This is a genomic window from Streptomyces sp. NBC_01116, from assembly GCF_041435495.1.
GTDB lineage: Bacteria > Actinomycetota > Actinomycetes > Streptomycetales > Streptomycetaceae > Streptomyces.
This window is the reverse complement of sequence record NZ_CP108644.1, coordinates 3,325,143-3,342,524: the sequence shown is the minus strand read 5'-3', so window position 1 is coordinate 3,342,524 and position 17,382 is coordinate 3,325,143. Positions and strand designations below refer to the sequence as shown.

Sequence of the window (17,382 nt, the reverse complement as noted above, 5' to 3'; positions counted from 1 at the left end):
ACTAGCCCTTCTTCGGGCGCGGGGTCGGGGGCGAGAGCAGCAGCGCGCCGCCGCCCGCGAGGAGCGCGAGATAGGCGCATTCACGGGAGTCGCGGTACAGGCCTTCGACCTCGCCCGGGTTGAGAGCGGCTTCGAGGTCGAGCTCGACGTCGGTGGCAGTGGTGTCCGTGGTGAACATGGGTTGTGCCCCGTCCTGTGGGAAATGGGGTGGACGTAATGAGTGAAAAGGAGGAATCGGGACGCCGCAAATCGGCGCGCGACACCCGGGTAAATCGCGATTTCAATTGAATGGTGAATTCATGGAGTGCGGGCGGGGAAAAGCCCGGGAATTCAAGGGAAAGAGGCGGGCGTCCAGGGGTGGTGCGCGGGCGCGTTCATGGTGGGCGCACGGCGCGCTCGGGGGCGCTCGGGGTTCCGGTGGTCACGCATCGCGCCCGCTTGGTCCAGTCCGGTGCCATGCGTCGGCAAAGGGCTGCAAAAGGAGGCCAAGAACGCACCAACATTGGCTCTGAGCTGGTGCGTCCGTACGGGTGCAGGTGTCCACTGGAGGGGAGACGGGCCACCTGCTCGAAAACCCTCGGGCGGGCCGCCCGCCCCCGGAGCGCGTGACCCGCGGCCAAGAGGAGCAGGCATGAGCGAGATCGCAGCCACCACTGTCCATGAGGCGTATGCCTTCGCCTGCATGAAGTGCGGGTACGGCTGGGAGCAGTCCTACGAGATAGAGCACCACGTCGACGTCCACGGCCATGCCTTCGTCGTCTACACGGCGGACGGCGAGCGCGTGCCGTCCCCGCTCTCCACGCCGACCTGCGCCAACTGCGGCGGACACGTGGTGCGCATCATGCGGGCGGGGCGGGTCGCCGGCGTCCAGCAGCTGCTGCGGAAGCAGCAGGCGCCGCGCGCCGCGGAGGCCGCCGCGAAGGACCGGGCGGTGTCGACCGCCGCCGCCCCGGCCCGGCACTGGCGGCTGTCCGACCTGCTCCACCCCTTCCACCGCAGGTGACACGCACCGGCCACCACAGGTGAGACGGACCGGCCACCGCGGGTGACACGGACCGGCCACCGCGGGTGACACGGACCGACCACCGCGGGTGACCTCGACCAACCACTGCGGGTGACGTGATCCTTCCGGCGCGGGTGGGGTGGGCCTTCCGTCGCGGATGACGTGCCCGGGTGGCTTCCGCAGCCGACGATCGTACGAGGGTGGGGCCCTCGTACGATCGTCGGCATGAGCCGTACCGAAGCCCCGCCGCTGCCCGAGCCCCTGCGGGTTCCGGTCGCCGACTCCCACACCCATCTGGACATGCAGGACTCCACCGTCGAGGAGGCCCTCGCCCGGGCCGCCGCGGTGAACGTGACAGCCGTCGTCCAGGTCGGCTGCGATGTGGCCGGCTCCCGCTGGGCCGCCGACACCGCGGCCGCCCACCCCGCCGTCCACGCCTCGGTCGCCCTGCACCCCAACGAGGCCCCGCGCATCGTCCACGGGTACGCCGAGGGCACCGCCGGCACCGCGCGGCAGGGGTCGCGGGAGCCCGGCGGCAGGGCGGCGCTGGACGAGGCGCTCGCGGAGATCGACGCGCTGGCCGCCCTCGACCACGTGCGCGGGGTCGGCGAGACGGGCCTGGACTTCTTCCGCACCGGACCCGAGGGCGTCGCCGCCCAGGAGGAGTCCTTCCGGGCCCACATCGAGATCGCCAAGCGGCACGGCAAGGCCCTGGTCATCCATGACCGCGACGCGCACGAGGACGTCCTGCGGGTCCTGGCCGACGCGGGCGCGCCCGAGCGGACCGTGTTCCACTGCTACTCCGGCGACGCCGACATGGCCCGGACCTGCGCGCGGGCCGGGTACTTCATGTCCTTCGCGGGCAACGTGACCTTCAAGAACGCCCAGCCGCTGCGGGACGCCCTGGCCGTCGCCCCGACCGAGCTGGTCCTGGTCGAGACGGACGCGCCGTTCCTCACCCCCGCCCCGTACCGCGGCCGGCCCAACGCGCCGTACCTCATTCCGGTCACGCTCCGTGCCATGGCCGAGGTGAAGGGCCTGGACGAGGACGTGCTGGCCGCCGCGGTCTACGACAACACCGCGCGCGCGTTCGACTTCTGACCGCCGGGCGGGCCCCGCTTCCGACCTCGGGCGTTCCCCCTCCCGGCCGCCGGGAGGTCCCCCTCCCGGCCGCCCGGCGGGCCCCCGCGGGCACGCCGGGCGGCCCGGTCGCACCGCGGCCGTAGGCTTACCGGGTGAGCAGCACAGAGCCCGACGCCCTCCTGGGCCCCGCAGACATCCGCGATCTGGCCGCGAAGCTGGGCGTACGCCCCACCAAGCAGCGCGGTCAGAACTTCGTCATCGACGCCAACACCGTCCGCCGCATCGTGCGCACGGCCGAGGTCCGCCCGGACGACACCGTCGTCGAGGTCGGCCCCGGGCTCGGCTCGCTGACCCTGGCGCTGCTGGAGGCGGCGGACCGCGTCGTCGCCGTCGAGATCGACGACGTGCTCGCCGCCGCGCTGCCCGCCACGGTCCACGCCCGGATGCCGGAGCGCGCCGACCGCTTCGCCCTGGTCCACTCCGACGCGATGCTGGTCACCGAGCTGCCGGGCCCGGCCCCCACCGCGCTCGTGGCGAACCTCCCGTACAACGTCGCCGTGCCCGTCCTGCTGACCATGCTGGAGCGCTTCCCCAGCATCGAGCGGACCCTCGTCATGGTCCAGGCCGAGGTCGCCGACCGGCTGGCCGCCCGCCCCGGCAACAAGGTCTACGGCGTGCCGTCGGTGAAGGCCAACTGGTACGCGGACGTCAAGCGCGCCGGGTCCATCGGCCGCACCGTCTTCTGGCCCGCCCCGAACGTCGACTCCGGACTCGTCTCCCTGGTCCGGCGCACCGAGCCCATCGCCACCACCGCGAGCCGCGCCGAGGTCTTCGCCGTCGTGGACGCCGCCTTCGCCCAGCGCCGCAAGACCCTGCGCGCCGCGCTCTCCGGCTGGGCCGGCTCCGCGCCCGCCGCCGAGGCCGCGCTCGTCGCCGCCGGGATCTCGCCGCAGGCGCGCGGCGAGGCGCTGACGGTGGAGGAGTTCGCGGCGATCGCGGAGAACAAGCCGGAGGCGGCCGCATGAGCCGCGCGCGAACCGGAGGAGCCCCCGTGAGCAAGGCCGTCACCGTCCGCGTCCCCGCCAAGGTCAACGTGCGGCTCGCCGTGGGCGCCGCCCGCCCCGACGGCTTCCACGACCTGGCCAACGTCTTCCTCGCCGTCGGCCTGTACGACGAGGTCACCGCGGTCCCCGCCGACGAGCTGCGCATCACCTGCTCGGGCCCGGACGCCGCCCAGGTCCCGCTGGACACCACCAACCTCGCCGCCCGCGCCGCCCTCGCGCTCGCCGAGCGGTACGGCGTCGAGCCCGCCGTCCACCTGCACATCGCCAAGGACATCCCGGTCGCGGGCGGCATGGCGGGCGGCAGCGCCGACGGGGCCGCGGCCCTCGTCGCCTGCGACGCCCTGTGGGGCACCGGCGCGAGCCGCGACGAGCTGCTGGCCATCTGCGCGGAGCTGGGCAGCGACGTCCCGTTCAGCCTGGTCGGCGGAGCCGCGCTCGGCACCGGACGCGGCGAGAAGCTGGCCCCGATCGAGGTCGGCGGGACCTTCCACTGGGTCTTCGCGGTGGCGGACGGCGGCCTCTCCACGCCCGCCGTGTACGGCGAGTTCGACCGGCTCACGGCCGACACCGAGGTCCCGGAACCGACCGCGTCCCCCGCTCTCCTCGCCGCCCTGCGCTCCGGCGACTCCGGCGCACTCGCGAAGGCCCTGGGCAACGACCTCCAGCCCGCCGCGCTCTCCCTGCGCCCCTCCCTCGCCGACACCCTGGCCGCGGGCACGGCGGCGGGGGCCCTGGCCGCCCTGGTCTCCGGGTCCGGGCCGACGACGGCGTTCCTGGTGGAGGACGAGTCGGCGGCCCGCAAGGTGGCCGACGCGCTGACGGCCTCCGGAACGTGCCGCGAGGCGCGCACGGCGGTGTCGCCCGCACCGGGCGCGAAGGCGATCTGACCGCACGGCCCCCGGGCTCCGCGCACTCGACGTCTCCGCGCACTCGACGTCTCCGCGTACTCATCCCGGATCTGAGTACGGTCGCGCTGCCGCGCCCCGCCCGGTTCGCGCGACGTTGAGTCCATGGGATCAAGTGTTCGTGAACTGGCCGGGGCGACGCCCGCCATCCGGGACCGCTACGTCGACCTCCTGCGGGTCGCCTCCCTCGGCGCGGTCGTGCTCGGCCACTGGCTGATGGCCGCCGTCACCCCGGACGGGGTGGGCAACCTGCTCGCCGTCGTCCCGGAACTCCAGCCGCTGACCTGGCTGCTCCAGGTCATGCCGGTGTTCTTCTTCGTCGGCGGCTTCTCCCACGCGCTCTCCTACCGCTCGCTCCTCCGCAAGCGCCCCGAGGGGGCCGAGGACTCCGTCTACTCCGCCTTCCTGCGCGCCCGGCTCCAGCGGCTGCTGCGCCCGACCATGGTCTTCGTCCTGGTGTGGGGTGCGGCGGCGCTGCTGGTCCAGCTCCTCGGCGGGGGCGGCGGACTGACCGGCGTCACCCTGCGCATGGTGACCCAGCCGCTCTGGTTCATCGGGATCTACCTGGCGATGGTCGCGTTCACCCCGCCGCTGCTGAGGCTGCACGAGCGGTACGGCTGGGGAGCCTTCGCCGGACTGGCCGGGGCGGCGCTCGCGGTGGACGTGCTGCGCTTCGCGGCCGGAGTCCCGTACGTCGAGTTCCTCAACTTCGCGTTCGTCTGGCTGGCCGTCCACCAGCTCGGCTTCCTGCGCGCCGACGGCCGCATCCGCCGCCCCGCGCTCCTCGCCGGAGCGGGCCTGGTCACCGCGGGCGCGCTGGTGGCGTTCGGCCCCTACCCGCTGTCCATGGTCGGGATGCCCGGCGAGAAGGTCAGCAACATGGCCCCGCCCACCCTCGCCCTGCTCTGCCACGGCCTCTGGCTCGTCGGCGCGGTCGAACTCCTCCGCGCCCCGGCGGCCCGTCTGCTGGAGCGGCCCCGCGTCTGGCGCGCGGTGGTGGCGGCCAACGGGGTGGCGATGACCGCGTTCCTCTGGCACCTCACGGCGATGTTCGGGGTGTACGGGGCGCTGCTCGCCCTCGACGCCGAGCTGCCCGAGCCGGCGTCGGCCGCCTGGTGGGCCCAGGTCCCGCTGCGGCTCGCCCTCGCGGCGGCCCTCACCGCCGGGCTCGTAGCCGCCTTCCGCGCCTTCGAACGCCCGGCCTCCACGGCCCCGGGAAGCCCGGGAGCCGCGGGAGCGGGCCCCCTCACCGCCCTGGGCGCGACGCTCTGCCTGCTGGGGGTGCTGGGCCTGTCCATGGTCGGCTTCGGCGGCCTGCTGGACGGCCGCACGGCCCTGCTGATCGCGGTCCCGGTCAGCGCGCCCGCCGCCGTCGCGATGACGCTGGCCGGCTGGCTGCTGGTGGAGCGGGCGGGGCGGGGGACCGGCGTGCGGGCCGGACTCCAGCGGCCGTAGGGGTACCGGCGGGCGGCGACGCGGACCTCGTCGTCGACCACTTCGTGGATGGGCCCGCCCCTGCGCCGCCGCCCCCCGGCTCCTCGTCGGGCGGTCAGCCGAGCTTCAGCGTCTTCTTCGCCAGCTCGAACGCCGGAAGCATCGCCGTGTGCTCCTCGGTGTCCATCCCGCCCAGGTGCACCACGACCGGACCGTCGGGCGTCGCGACGGCGAAGGCGCGCTCCTTCTTCGGCTCGTCCAGCAGTTCGCTGTGGGTGGTGTATCCGACCTCGGTGGCCGCGAGCGCACCGGCCGTCACCTGTGTGTAGGCGGCGGCCTCGGCCCCGTTCGGGGAGTCCGCCAGGAAGGCCTTCAGAACCGCGCGCGGGTCGTCCTCGGACGCCTTGCCCTGCCACACCCGGAGGAAGCCGATGCTGCCGGCCGGCTTGGCGTCGATCTCGCAGACCACCTTCACCGTGCCCTGCTCGGAGAGCTCGGCCAGCACCTCGGCCAGCTCGGGGTCCGGATTCATCGGGACCCCCCGCGGCTTCCAGTCCGCGGCGGTGTCGAAGGTCACCGGCAGATCGCACGCCGAACCCGCGCCTCCGATCTGCCCGCCCTTCTCCGCCACCTCCGTGGCGCCGGTCCCGGTCTTCTCCGCCCCGGCCCCGGCCGCCCCGGTCTTCTCCGCCCCGGCCCCGGCCGCCTTCGCGGGTGCGCTGCTCGTCGCCGGTCCGCCCGGTCTCCCGTCGTCCGCCCCGGTCGACGACGAACAGCCGGCCAGCGTCACCGCAGCCAGGACCGCAGGTATCAGTCCCCGTACCGTTCCACGCGCCATCGTCATGAAATCCCCACCCCGAATGTCTTCCGCACCGCTCCGACCCGGGGCTGCTCCCCATGATCGATCGCAGCACGTTATCGCGCTCCGCGCGGCGACTACTCTGGTACGTCGAGCGGTCCTCGCCGCAGGGACCCCCGGGACAGGAGTGAAATGGCCGTCAATCTGGTCAATGTCGAGCAGGTCAGCAAGGTGTACGGCACCCGTGCCCTGCTCGACGGCGTATCCCTCGGGGTGTCCGAGGGCGACCGGATCGGTGTCGTGGGTCGCAACGGCGACGGCAAGACCACCCTCATCCGGATGCTCGCCAAGCTGGAGGACGCGGACACCGGCCGCGTCACCCACAACGGCGGGCTGCGCCTCGGCGTCCTCACCCAGCACGACTCCCTCGACCCGAAGAAGACCATCCGCCAGGAGGTCATCGGCGATCTCGCCGACCACGAGTGGGCGGGCAGCGCCAAGATCCGCGACGTGCTCACCGGCCTCTTCGGCGGTCTGGCCCTCCCCGGCTTCGAGCACGGACTCGACACCGTCATCGCCCCGCTCTCCGGCGGTGAGCGCCGGCGGATCGCGCTGGCCAAGCTCCTCATCGACGAGCAGGACCTGATCGTCCTCGACGAGCCCACCAACCACCTCGACGTCGAGGGCATCTCCTGGCTGGCCGGCCACCTGCGGACCCGGCGCTCCGCCCTCGTCTGCGTCACCCACGACCGGTGGTTCCTCGACCAGGTCTGCACCCGCATGTGGGACGTCCAGCGCGGCACCGTCCACGAGTACGAGGGCGGCTACAGCGACTACGTGTTCGCCCGCGCCGAGCGGGAGCGCATCGCCGCCACCGAGGAGTCCAAGCGGCAGAACCTCATGCGCAAGGAGCTGGCCTGGCTGCGTCGCGGCGCCCCCGCCCGCACCTCCAAGCCGCGCTACCGCATCGAGGCCGCCAACGAACTCATCGCCGACGTGCCGCCGCCGCGCGACACCAGCGAGCTGATGAAGTTCGCCAACGCCCGCCTCGGCAAGACCGTCTTCGACCTGGAGGACGTGACCGTCCAGGCCGGGCCCAAGACCCTCCTCACCCACCTCACCTGGCAGCTCGGCCCCGGCGACCGCATCGGCCTGGTCGGCGTCAACGGCGCGGGCAAGACCTCGCTGCTGCGCGCGCTCGCCGAGGCCGCCCGCACCCAGGGAGACGAGCAGCCCGCCGCCGGGAAGGTCGTCGTCGGCAAGACCGTCAAGCTCGCCTACCTCTCCCAGGAGGTCACCGAGCTGAACCCGAACCTCCGGGTCCTGGAGGCCGTCCAGCAGGTGCGCGACCGGGTCGACCTCGGCAAGGGCCGCGAGATGACCGCCGGTCAGCTCTGCGAGCAGTTCGGCTTCACCAAGGAGAAGCAGTGGACGCCCGTCGGCGACCTCTCCGGCGGTGAGCGCCGCAGGCTCCAGATCCTGCGGCTGCTGATGGACGAGCCCAACGTCCTCTTCCTCGACGAGCCCACCAACGACCTCGACATCGAGACCCTGACCCAGCTGGAGGACCTCCTCGACAGCTGGCCCGGGTCGATGATCGTGATCTCCCACGACCGGTTCTTCATCGAGCGGACCACCGACCGGGTCATGGCGCTCCTCGGCGACCGCGCCCTGCGGATGCTGCCGCGCGGGATCGACGAGTACCTGGAGCGCCGACAGCGTATGGAGGAGGAGTCCACCCCCTCCGCCGCCGCGCCCCGTACGTCCACGGCGCCCGCCGCGGCCCCGGCCGTCTCGGCGCAGGAGGCCCGCGCCGCGAAGAAGGAGCTCCAGAAGGTCGAGCGGCAGCTCGACAAGCTCTCCACCCGCGAGACAGCGCTGCACAAGCAGATCGCGGACAACGCCACCGACTTCGAGAAGGTCGCGGGGCTCGACGCCGAGCTGCGCGAACTCGTCACCGAGCGGGACGAGTTGGAGATGCGCTGGCTGGAGCTGGCCGAGGACGCCTGACGGAGGCCGGCGCGGCAGGTGGTAGAACGGGACGGCAGGCGCCGTACGTTCGGAGGGGGATCCACACCGATGCCGCAGTCGCAGCCACCGCAGCCACCGCAGCCACCGCAGCCGCCGCAGCCACCGCAGCCACCGCAGCCGCCGCAGCCACCGCAGCCACCGCAGGGCGGGACGGGGGAGCGGGGGAGCTTCGGCGCTCCGTACGAACCGCGGCCCGGCGCGTACGGAGCCCCCGTGCCGCCGCAGCCCCAGCAGCCCGGCCCGTACGGTCAGCCGCCCACCGCGCCGTACGGCCACCCGGGGCCCCCGCCTCCGCCCCCGCTCTCGCCCCCGCCCCCGCCCCCGCCCTCCGGCGGGCGCTCGCGGGGCCGGGTCGCGGGGCTCGTCGCCGCCGTGCTCGCCGGGGTCCTCGTCATCGGGACGGGCGTCTGGTTCGCGGTGGGCGGCGACGACGACGGCGCGGACGCCGAGAAGCCCGTCGCGCGGGAGAGCGCCTCCCCGAAGCGGCCCGGTGCCGGGCCGGGCCCGAAGGCGACGCCGGCCCCGGGGGCCGCGGAGATCAACAAGGGCCGCAAGGACGGCGAGGCGAAGGCCCGCTGGGTCCAGCGGAACGGCGTGGACCTGCCGGGGGGCGGCGCCTCCGCGCTCGGCCCCTGGACCGTCGGCGATGTCGTGGCCAAGGCCATGTACCGCACGGCGTCCGGCTATTCCCTGGCGGACGGATCGCGGAAGTGGAGCGTGCGCCTGCCCTCCGACGTCTGCGCGGCACCCACCCTGCCGACCGCGGACGGGAAGATCGTCATCGGCCTCAAGACCGACACCTCCACGGAGAATTCGGTCTGCGACAGGCTCCAGATGATCGACCTGGCCACCGGTGAGGCGGGCTGGTCCGCGACCTTCGCACACGCGCCGACGCAGGACGGGCTCGCGAACATCGTGATGGCGATCAGCGGCGACGTCCTGACGATCGGGCGCGTCGGCCGCACCGACGCCTACCGGATCAGCGACGGCAAGCACCTGTGGGACGAACTGCCCGGCCCCTGCCCGTCGCACGGTCTCGCCGGCGGACCCGTGCTGCTCGCCGCTTTCAATTGCCGCGATCAGGCGGCCGGCGAGTCCGAGGCCGAGGCCGACGACGCCGTCGGGGAAGTGCGGCGCATCGACCCGGTCACCGGCCGGACCCTGTGGACGTACAGGCCCGGGAAGGGCTGGGCGGTCGACCAAGTCCACTCCGTCGACCCGCCGGTGATCTCGCTCCGCAAGGGCGGGGCGGTGGAGGGCGAGTGGGCGATCACGGTCCTGAACACCGACGGAACCCTCCGCTCCCGGCCCGCCGCCGGCACGGACGTCCCCGAGGCCCGGTGCACCGGCATGCGGCGGAACGTGGGCGCGAACCTCGACACCTGCGTCGGCGTGGCCGCCGACGCCGACACGCTCTACACCGCCACGAAGCACCGGTTCGTGGACGGCGTGCTGACCAACGACGTCCTCGCCTTCGACATGAGCACCGGCAAGAAGAAGTGGAAGGTCCCCGCACCCGCCGGCCGGACCCTGATGCCGCTGCGCGTCGAGGACGGCAAGGCGCTGATCTACCTCAGCCCGCCCGGCCCGAAGAGCGGGACCGAGGACGTCGGCGGCGGCATCGTGGCGCTCGGTCCGGACGGCGGCGCACCGCGGCAGGTCCTGCGCCACCCGGCGTCGGCCGCGGCGACCGAGCGCACCTTCACCGACCCGCTCGTCCGCTACACCGGCGGCCGGTCGCTGCTCATGCTCCCGTATGTCTCCGGGGCCACCGACGAGGAGGAGACGGAGCTGGTGGCGATGATGGCCTTCGGTGACTGACCATCACCTTCGCCGGGGCGTAACGGAGGCATCACAAGGCGGTTCTCCCTTGGGAACAGGGGTTGGCCCGAACCGGTGCCCGGTGGCGGGCGGGTGGTACAAAGAAGCCCCGCCCGACTGTCGTAACACCGCGGAAGCCATGCCCGATTCGCTCCTTTCCGAGGGGAATTGATCCTCTTGGGAATGCGGGGGAGACCGATTCGGGCACCGGGCCGCACGAAGGGGGACGTGCTGATATGAGCCAGCCGCCCAGCCAGCAACCGCCGCAGGGAGGCTTCGGGGCTCCGCAGGAGCCGCCGACCGGAGCTCCTCAGCAGCCCGAGGACCGGCCCGACCTGGCGAAGCCGCCGCAGACGCCGCCCGGTCAGCCGCCCCAGGGGCCGCCCCCCGCACAGCCGCCGGCGCCCCCGGCAGGCCCGCCGCAGACGCCCCCGCCGGGCACCCCGGCGTACGGCTATCCGCAGCAGCAGCCCCCGGCCGGGCCCGGCTACGGCTATCCGCAGCAGTCCGGCCAGGCCCCCGGCCCGTACGGTCAGCAGGCCCCCGGCCCGTACGGCCAGCAGCCCGGTCCCTACGGTCAGCAGGGACCGGGCCCGTACGGCCAGCAGGCTCCCGGTCCGTACGGCCAGCAGCTCCAGCCCGGCTACGGCTACCCGACGCAGCAGTACCCCGGCGTCCCCGCCCCCGGCGTCCCCGCCCCCGGCGGACCGGGCTCCGGCGGCGGGTTCCTCAAGAACAAGACCGGCATCGTGGTCGCGGCGGCGCTCGCCGTGGTCCTGGTCGCCGGGGCGGGCACCTGGTTCCTCGTGAACGACGGCGGGGACGACCCCAAGAAGCCCGTCGCCGGCACGAGCAACGACCCCAAGCCCCCCGGCGAGTCGCCGACGGTCGACGAGGGCGACGGCAGCGGCGACGGCCGCGAGGGCAACGACGACCTGAACGCCGGGCGCAAGCCGGGCGAGGCCAAGGTCGCCTGGCTCCAGAAGAACGACGTCGACCTGCCGCGCAACGGCGCGTCCGTCGAAGGCCCCTGGTTCACCGGCGACGTGGTCGCCAAGGCCATGTACCGCGGCGTCTCCGGCTACTCCGTCGCCGACGGCAAGCAGAAGTGGACCCTGGCGCTCCCCGCCGACGTGTGCGCCGCGCCCAACACCGCGACCCCCGACGGCAAGCTCGTCATCGGCGTCAAGGACGGCACCACCGACCGGGCCAAGTGCTCCGTCCTCCAGATGATCGACCTCAACACCGGCAAGGCCGGCTGGAAGAAGACGATCAAGAAGAACGGCACCTGGGACTTCCTGTCGGACATCGGTCTGGCCATCAGCGGAGACACCGTCACCGTGGGGCGCACCGGCAACTCCAACGCCTACCGCGTCAGCGACGGCAAGGAGCTGTTCGGCAACCCCGAGGGCAACTGCAAGCCCTTCGCCTTCGCCGGCGGCCCGAAGCTGATCGCCGCGGCCGGCTGCCGCACCGACGACGCCAAGAACCCGCAGCACCAGGTCCAGGAGCTGGACCCGGTCACCGGCAAGGCCAAGTGGACGTACCAGCCCGCGCGCGGCTGGGAGGTCACCAAGGTCTACTCGGTCAGCCCGCTCGTCGTCAGGTTCGACAACCAGGAGAAGAAGCAGTACGGCATCGCCGCGCTCACCGAGAGCGGCAAGCTCCGTTCGCAGCTCGCCCCCACGCAGGGCGACAAGCTCACCGTCGACTGCGGGGGCAGCTTCGCGATCTTCGGCGAGAAGCTCGAAGGGTGCAGCGGCGTCGCCGCCGACGCGAACACCTTCTACATCGCGACCGAGGACGACAGCAGCGGTACCTCGCGGACGAACAAGGTCATCGCGTTCAACCTGAACACCGGGAAGCCCAAGTGGGAGGCGCCCGCACCGGCCGAGCGCGTTCTGAAGCCGCTGGGCATGGAGGGCGGCGACGTGCTGCTCTACATGCGGCCGACGTACGACACCGCCGGCGCACTCGTGACGCTCCCGCCGACCGGCGGCACTCCCAAGACGCTGCTCCAGCACCCGGCGTCGGCCGGCCGGATCGAGAACGGCTTCTTCTCGTCCAAGGTCCTCTACCAGGACGGCCGCTCCTACATCTTCAGCAAGCGTGTGAGCGCGAGCAACGACGAGGAAGAGCTGGAGCAGTCGACGATGCTGGTGTTCACCAAGTGACCGCCCGCCACGGCATCCGACCGCGGCCGGCCCCTCCCGGCCCCACGCGCCCCCACACCCACTCGTCTCCCGAGGTACGCACGCCATGACCCAGCCGCCCCAGCCGCCGCAGCAGCCGCCCAACGAGCCGCCGAACACACCCCCGGTCCCGCCCGCCGGCCCGCCCTCCGGTGGCTTCGGCGCGCCGCAGGACCCGCCGCCGGGAGGGTTCGGACTGCCGACCCCGCCGCCCGCGGACCCCTTCGGCAAGCAGCCGCCGCAGCAGCCCGCCGCCCCGCAGGACGCGCCCGCCGGAGGCTACGGCGCCCCGCCCCCCGCGGCCGGCGGCTACCCCACCCCGCCCGCGCCGCAGCCCAACGGCTACGGCTACCCCCAGGCCCCGCAGCAGGGTTACGGCTACCCGCAGGGGCCCGCCGGACAGCCCGGGACGCACCAGCAGGGCTACGGCTACCCGACCCAGCCGATGCAGCCGCAGTACGGGGCCCCGCAGCCGGCCGGCGGCGGCAAGAAGTTCTCCACCCAGATGCAGATCATCGTCGCCGCGGCCGTCGCCGTGGTGCTGATCATCGGCGGCGGGATCATCTACGCCTCCACCGGCGACGAGGGCGGCACGAACGACGCCTCCTCGTCCGGCTCCACCGGCGGCGAGGCCAAGGGCGGCGAGGGCGGCCTCGCCGGTGGCAAGGAGAAGGCGCCCGCCAACACCAAGTCCAAGGTCGCCTTCCAGTTCCCCGAGCCGGTGGTCACCGACATCACCACCGTCGCGGGCTCCTGGGTCACCGACAAGGCGTACGTCAAGTCCGGCATCGCCGAGGTCACCGGCTACGACCGGGACAAGGGCACCAAGCTCTGGTCCTTCCCGCTGGCCGGCGACATCTGCTCCGTGTCCCGGCACATGAGCAAGGACTACAAGGCGGCCATCGTCTTCCAGGAGACGAAGGCGACCAAGGAGAACAAGTACCCGTCGTGCAACCAGGTCGGCGCGATCGACCTCAGCGCCGGCAAGCTCCTGTGGAGCAAGAGCGTCACCTCCGCCACCGGTGGTGACCGTCCGATCCGCTTCGACGAGGTCACGCTCAGCGGGACCACCGTCGCCGCGGGCGGAACCTCCGGCGGCGCGGCCTTCAACCTGGCCGACGGCGCCTCGCTCTGGAAGCCGAAGGTCGGCGCGGACGGCTGCTACGACCGCGGCTACGCGGGAGGCGAGGCCCTCGCCGTGGTCCGCAGGTGCGGTACGTCCGACAGCCCGCAGCTCACCGTGCAGGCGCTGAACCCGACGACCGGCGCGCCGCTGTCCTCGTTCCAGATGCCCGAGGGCGTCGACTACGCGAGCATCGTCTCCACCAAGCCGCTGGTGGTCGCGGCCGACGTCGGCGACACCGCCGGGGACGGCAGCAGCATCTCCGACTTCTTCTCGATCGACGCGGCGACCGGCAAGCTGATCGTCCGCATCCCCGCCGACGCCGACAAGTACGCGGCGGAATGCGGCTCCACCGACGTGGAGCAGTGCTCGAACATGGCCGTCGGCAACAACCGGCTCTACCTGCCCACCGAGCGGCACGACGGAACCAGCGAGTACGGCGACACGAACGAGATCGTCGCCTTCGACCTGGCCACCGGGAAGCTCCTCGGCGGCCGGGCGGACGCGGGCGACCGCCACACCCTGACCCCGCTCCGGATGGACGGCACCAGCGTCATCGCCTACAAGGAGGGCCCGTACGACAAGGGCGGCCAGGTCGTCTCCATCGACGGCGAGACGCTCAAGCAGACCCTGCTGATGGAGAACCCGAGCGAGGAGACCGTCCGGGAGGCGGAGAAGCGGTTCAACGTGGGCTCGGCCGAACTCCTCTACAGCGAGGGCCGGTTCTACATGGCGAGCAGGGCCGTCCACAAGCCCAGCACCGTCAACCCCGACGAGAAGCGCTACCTCGTCGTGGCCTACCGCACCGACTGATCACCGCGCTCCCCGGGAGCGTCCCGCAGTGCCAGGCCCCGCCGGTCGATCACCTCACCGGCGGGGCCGATCGTTTTCCGCCCGTGAAGTGATCGGGACATGCCGGTCAACGGGTCATGAACACAGGTCAACAAGGTCCGAATGGCACAGAATTCGGCACTCCGGGGGGCTTCTCCCACGTAAGGGCCGCGCGGTGTCGAACAAGCGTGTAGCTTGCCGGGGCAGGAGTCCGGGGGCCGGGCGTACGGGGGGCATGGGGGTGAGGACCGTGGGCGTGCGGCTCATGGTGGTCGACGATCACCGGCTGCTCGCCGAGGCACTCGCCTCGGCGCTGAAACTGCGCGGGCACCGGGTGCTCGCCGCGGCGGCGCCGACGTCCGGGGCGGCGGAACTGGTGGTCGGCAGGGCCCCGGAGGTCTGCCTGTTCGGTACGGCATCGCCCGCCGCACCCGGCGTCTTCGACCCGATCACGCGCATCGGCCAGGAGCGCCCGCAGGTGGCGGTGGTGGTCCTCGGGCCGGTGCCCAGTCCGCGCGGGATCGCCGCGGCGTTCGCCGCCGGGGCCGCGGGGTACGTCCGGCACGACGAGCGCATCGAGGGCGTCGAGCGGGCCATGCTCAAGGCGCGGGCGGGGGAGAGCGCCATCGCCCCGCAGCTGCTGCGGGGGGCCTTCGCCGAACTGCTCAACCCGACGGCCCAGCCCGACGACGAGGGGCGGCGGCTGCTGCGGATGCTCACCCCGCGCGAGGCGGAGGTGCTGGTGCGGGTCGCCGAGGGCGAGGGCACCCGGCTGATCGCGGCGGGCATGGACATCGCCCCGAGCACCGCCCGCACCCACGTCCAGCGGGTCCTGATGAAGCTCGGGGTCGGCTCCCGCCTGGAGGCGGCGGCCCTCGCCGCCCGTACGGGACTGCTGGAGAGGGCCGCGGACCACTGCGGTACGCCGCGGGGGCCGTACGTCCCCGGGCAGCGCGGGTGACGTAGGGCCCCGCGGGCCTGGCGGACGGGCGGGCGGGGCGGGTCAGCCCGCGTCGGACCCCGGCTCCGTGCCCGGGACCGGGGCCGGCTCCGCTTCCGGGGCCGCCGGGGCCTCGGCCGGGCGCAGCTTCATCCAGACGAGGAAGAAGAGGCCGAGCGCCAGCATGGCGAGGCCCGTCCACAGGTTGATGTGGACGCCCTCGGCCTTCTTCAGGTCGGCGTCGGACGGGCTGATGCCGGCGATGGTGACGATCACTCCGTAGACCACGAACAGGCCGCCGATGATCCGCCGGATGTCGAAGAGACGGGCGGCGGTGGCGGACTTGCGCTCCAGCTCGGAGACTTCCTTGTGCAGGTCGGACATGGTGAGTTCCTCCGATCAGAACGAGTAGGGGAGGTAGCAGGCGGCGGCGAGCACGACCGCGCCCCAGCCGAGCAGCGCGGGCTTGCGGTACCAGGCGCTGTCGGCCTCGTCGAGTGCCTCGTCGGGGTCCGGCGACTCGGTCCCGTACACCAGGCCGGCCAGCTCCGCTTCGGGCTTGGGAGCGGTGAAGAGGGTGACGGCGACCATGACGACGGCTCCGGCGACGAAGCCGACGATCGCGGAGACGAAGTTGGCGCCCTGGTCGGACGGGATGTCGATGATCCCGCCCTTGTAGATCCAGAAGTAGTTGACCATCGCGGCCCCGGTGCCCGCGACCAGGCCCCAGACGCCGGACTTCATCGAGGCCCGCTTCCAGAACATGCCGATGATGAAGACGACGAACATCGGGACGTTGAAGAACGAGAACAGCGTCTGGAGGTAGCTCATGATGTTCGAGAAGCCGGCGGCGATGAACGCCGTGCCGATCGAGGCCAGCACACCGATCGCCGTGATCAGCCGCCCGAAGCGCAGGTAGTAGGCGTCGGGCTTGTCCTTCACCACGTACCGCTGCCAGATGTCGGTGGTGAACACCGTGTTGAACGAGGACACGTTGGCCGCCATGCCCGCCATGAACGCGGCGAGCAGACCGGTCACCGCGATGCCGAGCACACCGTTGGGCAGCAGCTCCTGCATGAGCAGGGGTATCGCGTCGTTGTAGGTGAGGTCGGAGTCCGGGGTGCCGATCTTGGGCACGATGACCGCGGCGACCAGGCCCGGGATCATCACGGCGAAGACGATGAAGATCTTCGGGAACGCGGCGATCAGCGGGGTGCGCTTGGCGGCGGAGAGGTTCTTCGCGGACAGGGCGCGCTGCACCTCGGCGAAGTTCGTCGTCCAGTAGCCGAAGGACAGCACGAAGCCGAGACCGAGGATGATCGTCAGCCAGTTGGCGCCCAGCGGGTTGGCGTCACCGATGCCGGTGCCGCCCCAGGCGGTCATGAAGTCCCCGCCGTGCTGCTTCGTCAGCGAGTCGCTCATGGCGTCCCAGCCGCCGACCCGCTTCAGGCCGAGGACGGTGAGGGGGATCAGCGCGGCGAGGATGACGAAGAACTGGAGCACCTCGTTGTAGATCGCCGAGGAGAGCCCGCCGATCGTGATGTAGACCAGGACGAACAGCCCCGCGACGACGATCGCGACCCACTGCGGCCAGCCGAGGAGCGCCTCCACGACGATCGACAGGGCGTAGAGGTTGACGCCCGCGATGAGGATCGCCGCGAACGCGAAGAGCACGGAGCTGAGCAGGTGCGCGGACTTGTCGAACCGCTGGAGCAGGAACTCCGGCACGGAGCGCACCTTGGAGCGGTAGTAGAACGGCATCATCACCAGGCCGAGGAAGACCATGGCGGGGATGGCGCCGATCCAGTACCAGTGCACCACCGCGACGCCGTACTGCGCGCCGGTGGCCGCCATGCCGAGGATCTCGGTGGCGCCCAGGTTCGCCGCGACGAAGGCGAGCCCGGTGACCCAGGCGGGCAGTGACCGTCCGGAGAGGAAGAAGTCGAGGCTCGTTCTCACACTGGCGCGGGCCGCGAAGCCGATGCCGAGTACGACGACGAAGTAGATCGCCAGGATGGCGTAGTCGAGCCCGTTCGTGGGGAGCCGGAGCCCTTCGGCAAGTGTGTGCATGGGGGTACTCGCTTCGTTGCGCGAACTGAACCCGACGGAACTTACGCCTCTGTGTTCGAGAAATGAACACTCTCGTTGGGGTTCTT

General features: G+C 72.4%; 14 protein-coding genes. 10 read left to right on the top strand and 4 right to left on the bottom strand.

Annotation, left to right across the window (positions count from 1 at the left end):
* Position 1: 1 nt before the first annotated feature.
* Positions 2-178 (bottom strand): hypothetical protein, encoded by a 177-nt coding sequence (locus OG245_RS14485; RefSeq protein ID WP_371623929.1) that lies wholly within the window; start codon positions 176-178, stop codon positions 2-4.
* A gap of 453 nt (positions 179-631) precedes the next feature.
* Here OG245_RS14485 and OG245_RS14480 point away from each other — a divergent pair, with 453 nt between their 5' ends.
* The 5 genes from OG245_RS14480 to OG245_RS14460 all read left to right on the top strand — a co-directional run bounded on the left by OG245_RS14480 (position 632) and on the right by OG245_RS14460 (position 5,510).
* Entirely contained in the window at positions 632-1,003 is a 372-nt protein-coding gene (locus tag OG245_RS14480) for a hypothetical protein (RefSeq protein WP_371623928.1), read from the top strand.
* Between the two features lie 225 nt (positions 1,004-1,228).
* Positions 1,229-2,104, top strand: a complete 876-nt coding sequence (locus OG245_RS14475; protein ID WP_371623927.1) for a TatD family hydrolase — start codon at positions 1,229-1,231, stop codon at positions 2,102-2,104.
* Between the two features lie 134 nt (positions 2,105-2,238).
* Positions 2,239-3,111 carry a 16S rRNA (adenine(1518)-N(6)/adenine(1519)-N(6))-dimethyltransferase RsmA gene (rsmA, locus tag OG245_RS14470; RefSeq protein ID WP_371623926.1) on the top strand — a complete coding sequence of 291 codons (873 nt, stop codon included), beginning with the start codon at positions 2,239-2,241 and terminating at the stop codon, positions 3,109-3,111.
* The gene (locus OG245_RS14465; protein ID WP_371623925.1) at positions 3,108-4,037 is read left to right on the top strand and encodes a 4-(cytidine 5'-diphospho)-2-C-methyl-D-erythritol kinase; all 930 of its coding nucleotides are present in this window, start codon (positions 3,108-3,110) and stop codon (positions 4,035-4,037) included. The genes rsmA and OG245_RS14465 overlap by 4 nt, the downstream gene beginning before the upstream one ends.
* A gap of 123 nt (positions 4,038-4,160) precedes the next feature.
* Positions 4,161-5,510, top strand: a complete 1,350-nt coding sequence (locus OG245_RS14460; protein ID WP_371623924.1) for an acyltransferase — start codon at positions 4,161-4,163, stop codon at positions 5,508-5,510.
* Between the two features lie 94 nt (positions 5,511-5,604).
* On the opposite strand, the gene OG245_RS14455 is transcribed toward OG245_RS14460, so the two are convergent.
* A complete protein-coding gene (locus tag OG245_RS14455) occupies positions 5,605-6,333 on the bottom strand; it encodes a lipoprotein (RefSeq protein WP_371623923.1) in 729 nt (242 codons plus the stop codon).
* 147 nt (positions 6,334-6,480) lie between these two features.
* On the opposite strand from OG245_RS14455, the gene OG245_RS14450 reads away from it, so the two are divergent.
* The 5 genes from OG245_RS14450 to OG245_RS14430 all read left to right on the top strand — a co-directional run bounded on the left by OG245_RS14450 (position 6,481) and on the right by OG245_RS14430 (position 15,247).
* A complete protein-coding gene (locus OG245_RS14450) occupies positions 6,481-8,298 on the top strand; it encodes an ABC-F family ATP-binding cassette domain-containing protein (protein WP_371623922.1) in 1,818 nt (605 codons plus the stop codon).
* Between the two features lie 234 nt (positions 8,299-8,532).
* Positions 8,533-10,140, top strand: coding sequence for a PQQ-binding-like beta-propeller repeat protein (locus OG245_RS14445; protein ID WP_371623921.1), 1,608 nt, complete (start codon positions 8,533-8,535; stop codon positions 10,138-10,140).
* 236 nt (positions 10,141-10,376) lie between these two features.
* Positions 10,377-12,314: a PQQ-binding-like beta-propeller repeat protein gene (locus tag OG245_RS14440; protein ID WP_371623920.1), complete on the top strand. Its 1,938-nt coding sequence runs from the start codon at positions 10,377-10,379 to the stop codon at positions 12,312-12,314.
* Between the two features lie 85 nt (positions 12,315-12,399).
* Positions 12,400-14,268: a PQQ-binding-like beta-propeller repeat protein gene (locus tag OG245_RS14435; RefSeq protein ID WP_371623919.1), complete on the top strand. Its 1,869-nt coding sequence runs from the start codon at positions 12,400-12,402 to the stop codon at positions 14,266-14,268.
* 268 nt (positions 14,269-14,536) lie between these two features.
* The gene (locus OG245_RS14430) at positions 14,537-15,247 is read left to right on the top strand and encodes a response regulator transcription factor (RefSeq protein ID WP_371623918.1); all 711 of its coding nucleotides are present in this window, start codon (positions 14,537-14,539) and stop codon (positions 15,245-15,247) included.
* A 42-nt stretch (positions 15,248-15,289) separates the two neighbouring features.
* Here the strand turns inward: OG245_RS14430 and OG245_RS14425 are convergent, their stop codons facing one another.
* Both OG245_RS14425 and OG245_RS14420 read right to left on the bottom strand, forming a co-directional pair.
* Positions 15,290-15,610 (bottom strand): hypothetical protein, encoded by a 321-nt coding sequence (locus OG245_RS14425; RefSeq protein ID WP_371623917.1) that lies wholly within the window; start codon positions 15,608-15,610, stop codon positions 15,290-15,292.
* Between the two features lie 15 nt (positions 15,611-15,625).
* On the bottom strand, positions 15,626-17,296 hold the full coding sequence (locus OG245_RS14420; protein WP_371623916.1) for a sodium:solute symporter family protein: 1,671 nt from the start codon (positions 17,294-17,296) through the stop codon (positions 15,626-15,628).
* Between the last annotated feature and the right edge of the window lie 86 nt (positions 17,297-17,382).

What these genes read in the sequence shown, in the direction of transcription:
- OG245_RS14485 (WP_371623929.1), bottom strand. Translation starts at nt 178, where the DNA reads ATGTTCACCACGGACACCACTGCCACCGACGTCGAGCTCGACCTCGAA.
- OG245_RS14480 (WP_371623928.1), top strand. Translation starts at nt 632, where the DNA reads ATGAGCGAGATCGCAGCCACCACTGTCCATGAGGCGTATGCCTTCGCC.
- OG245_RS14475 (WP_371623927.1), top strand. Translation starts at nt 1,229, where the DNA reads ATGAGCCGTACCGAAGCCCCGCCGCTGCCCGAGCCCCTGCGGGTTCCG.
- OG245_RS14465 (WP_371623925.1), top strand. Translation starts at nt 3,108, where the DNA reads ATGAGCCGCGCGCGAACCGGAGGAGCCCCCGTGAGCAAGGCCGTCACC.
- OG245_RS14460 (WP_371623924.1), top strand. Translation starts at nt 4,161, where the DNA reads ATGGGATCAAGTGTTCGTGAACTGGCCGGGGCGACGCCCGCCATCCGG.
- OG245_RS14455 (WP_371623923.1), bottom strand. Translation starts at nt 6,333, where the DNA reads ATGACGATGGCGCGTGGAACGGTACGGGGACTGATACCTGCGGTCCTG.
- OG245_RS14450 (WP_371623922.1), top strand. Translation starts at nt 6,481, where the DNA reads ATGGCCGTCAATCTGGTCAATGTCGAGCAGGTCAGCAAGGTGTACGGC.
- OG245_RS14440 (WP_371623920.1), top strand. Translation starts at nt 10,377, where the DNA reads ATGAGCCAGCCGCCCAGCCAGCAACCGCCGCAGGGAGGCTTCGGGGCT.
- OG245_RS14435 (WP_371623919.1), top strand. Translation starts at nt 12,400, where the DNA reads ATGACCCAGCCGCCCCAGCCGCCGCAGCAGCCGCCCAACGAGCCGCCG.
- OG245_RS14425 (WP_371623917.1), bottom strand. Translation starts at nt 15,610, where the DNA reads ATGTCCGACCTGCACAAGGAAGTCTCCGAGCTGGAGCGCAAGTCCGCC.
- OG245_RS14420 (WP_371623916.1), bottom strand. Translation starts at nt 17,296, where the DNA reads ATGCACACACTTGCCGAAGGGCTCCGGCTCCCCACGAACGGGCTCGAC.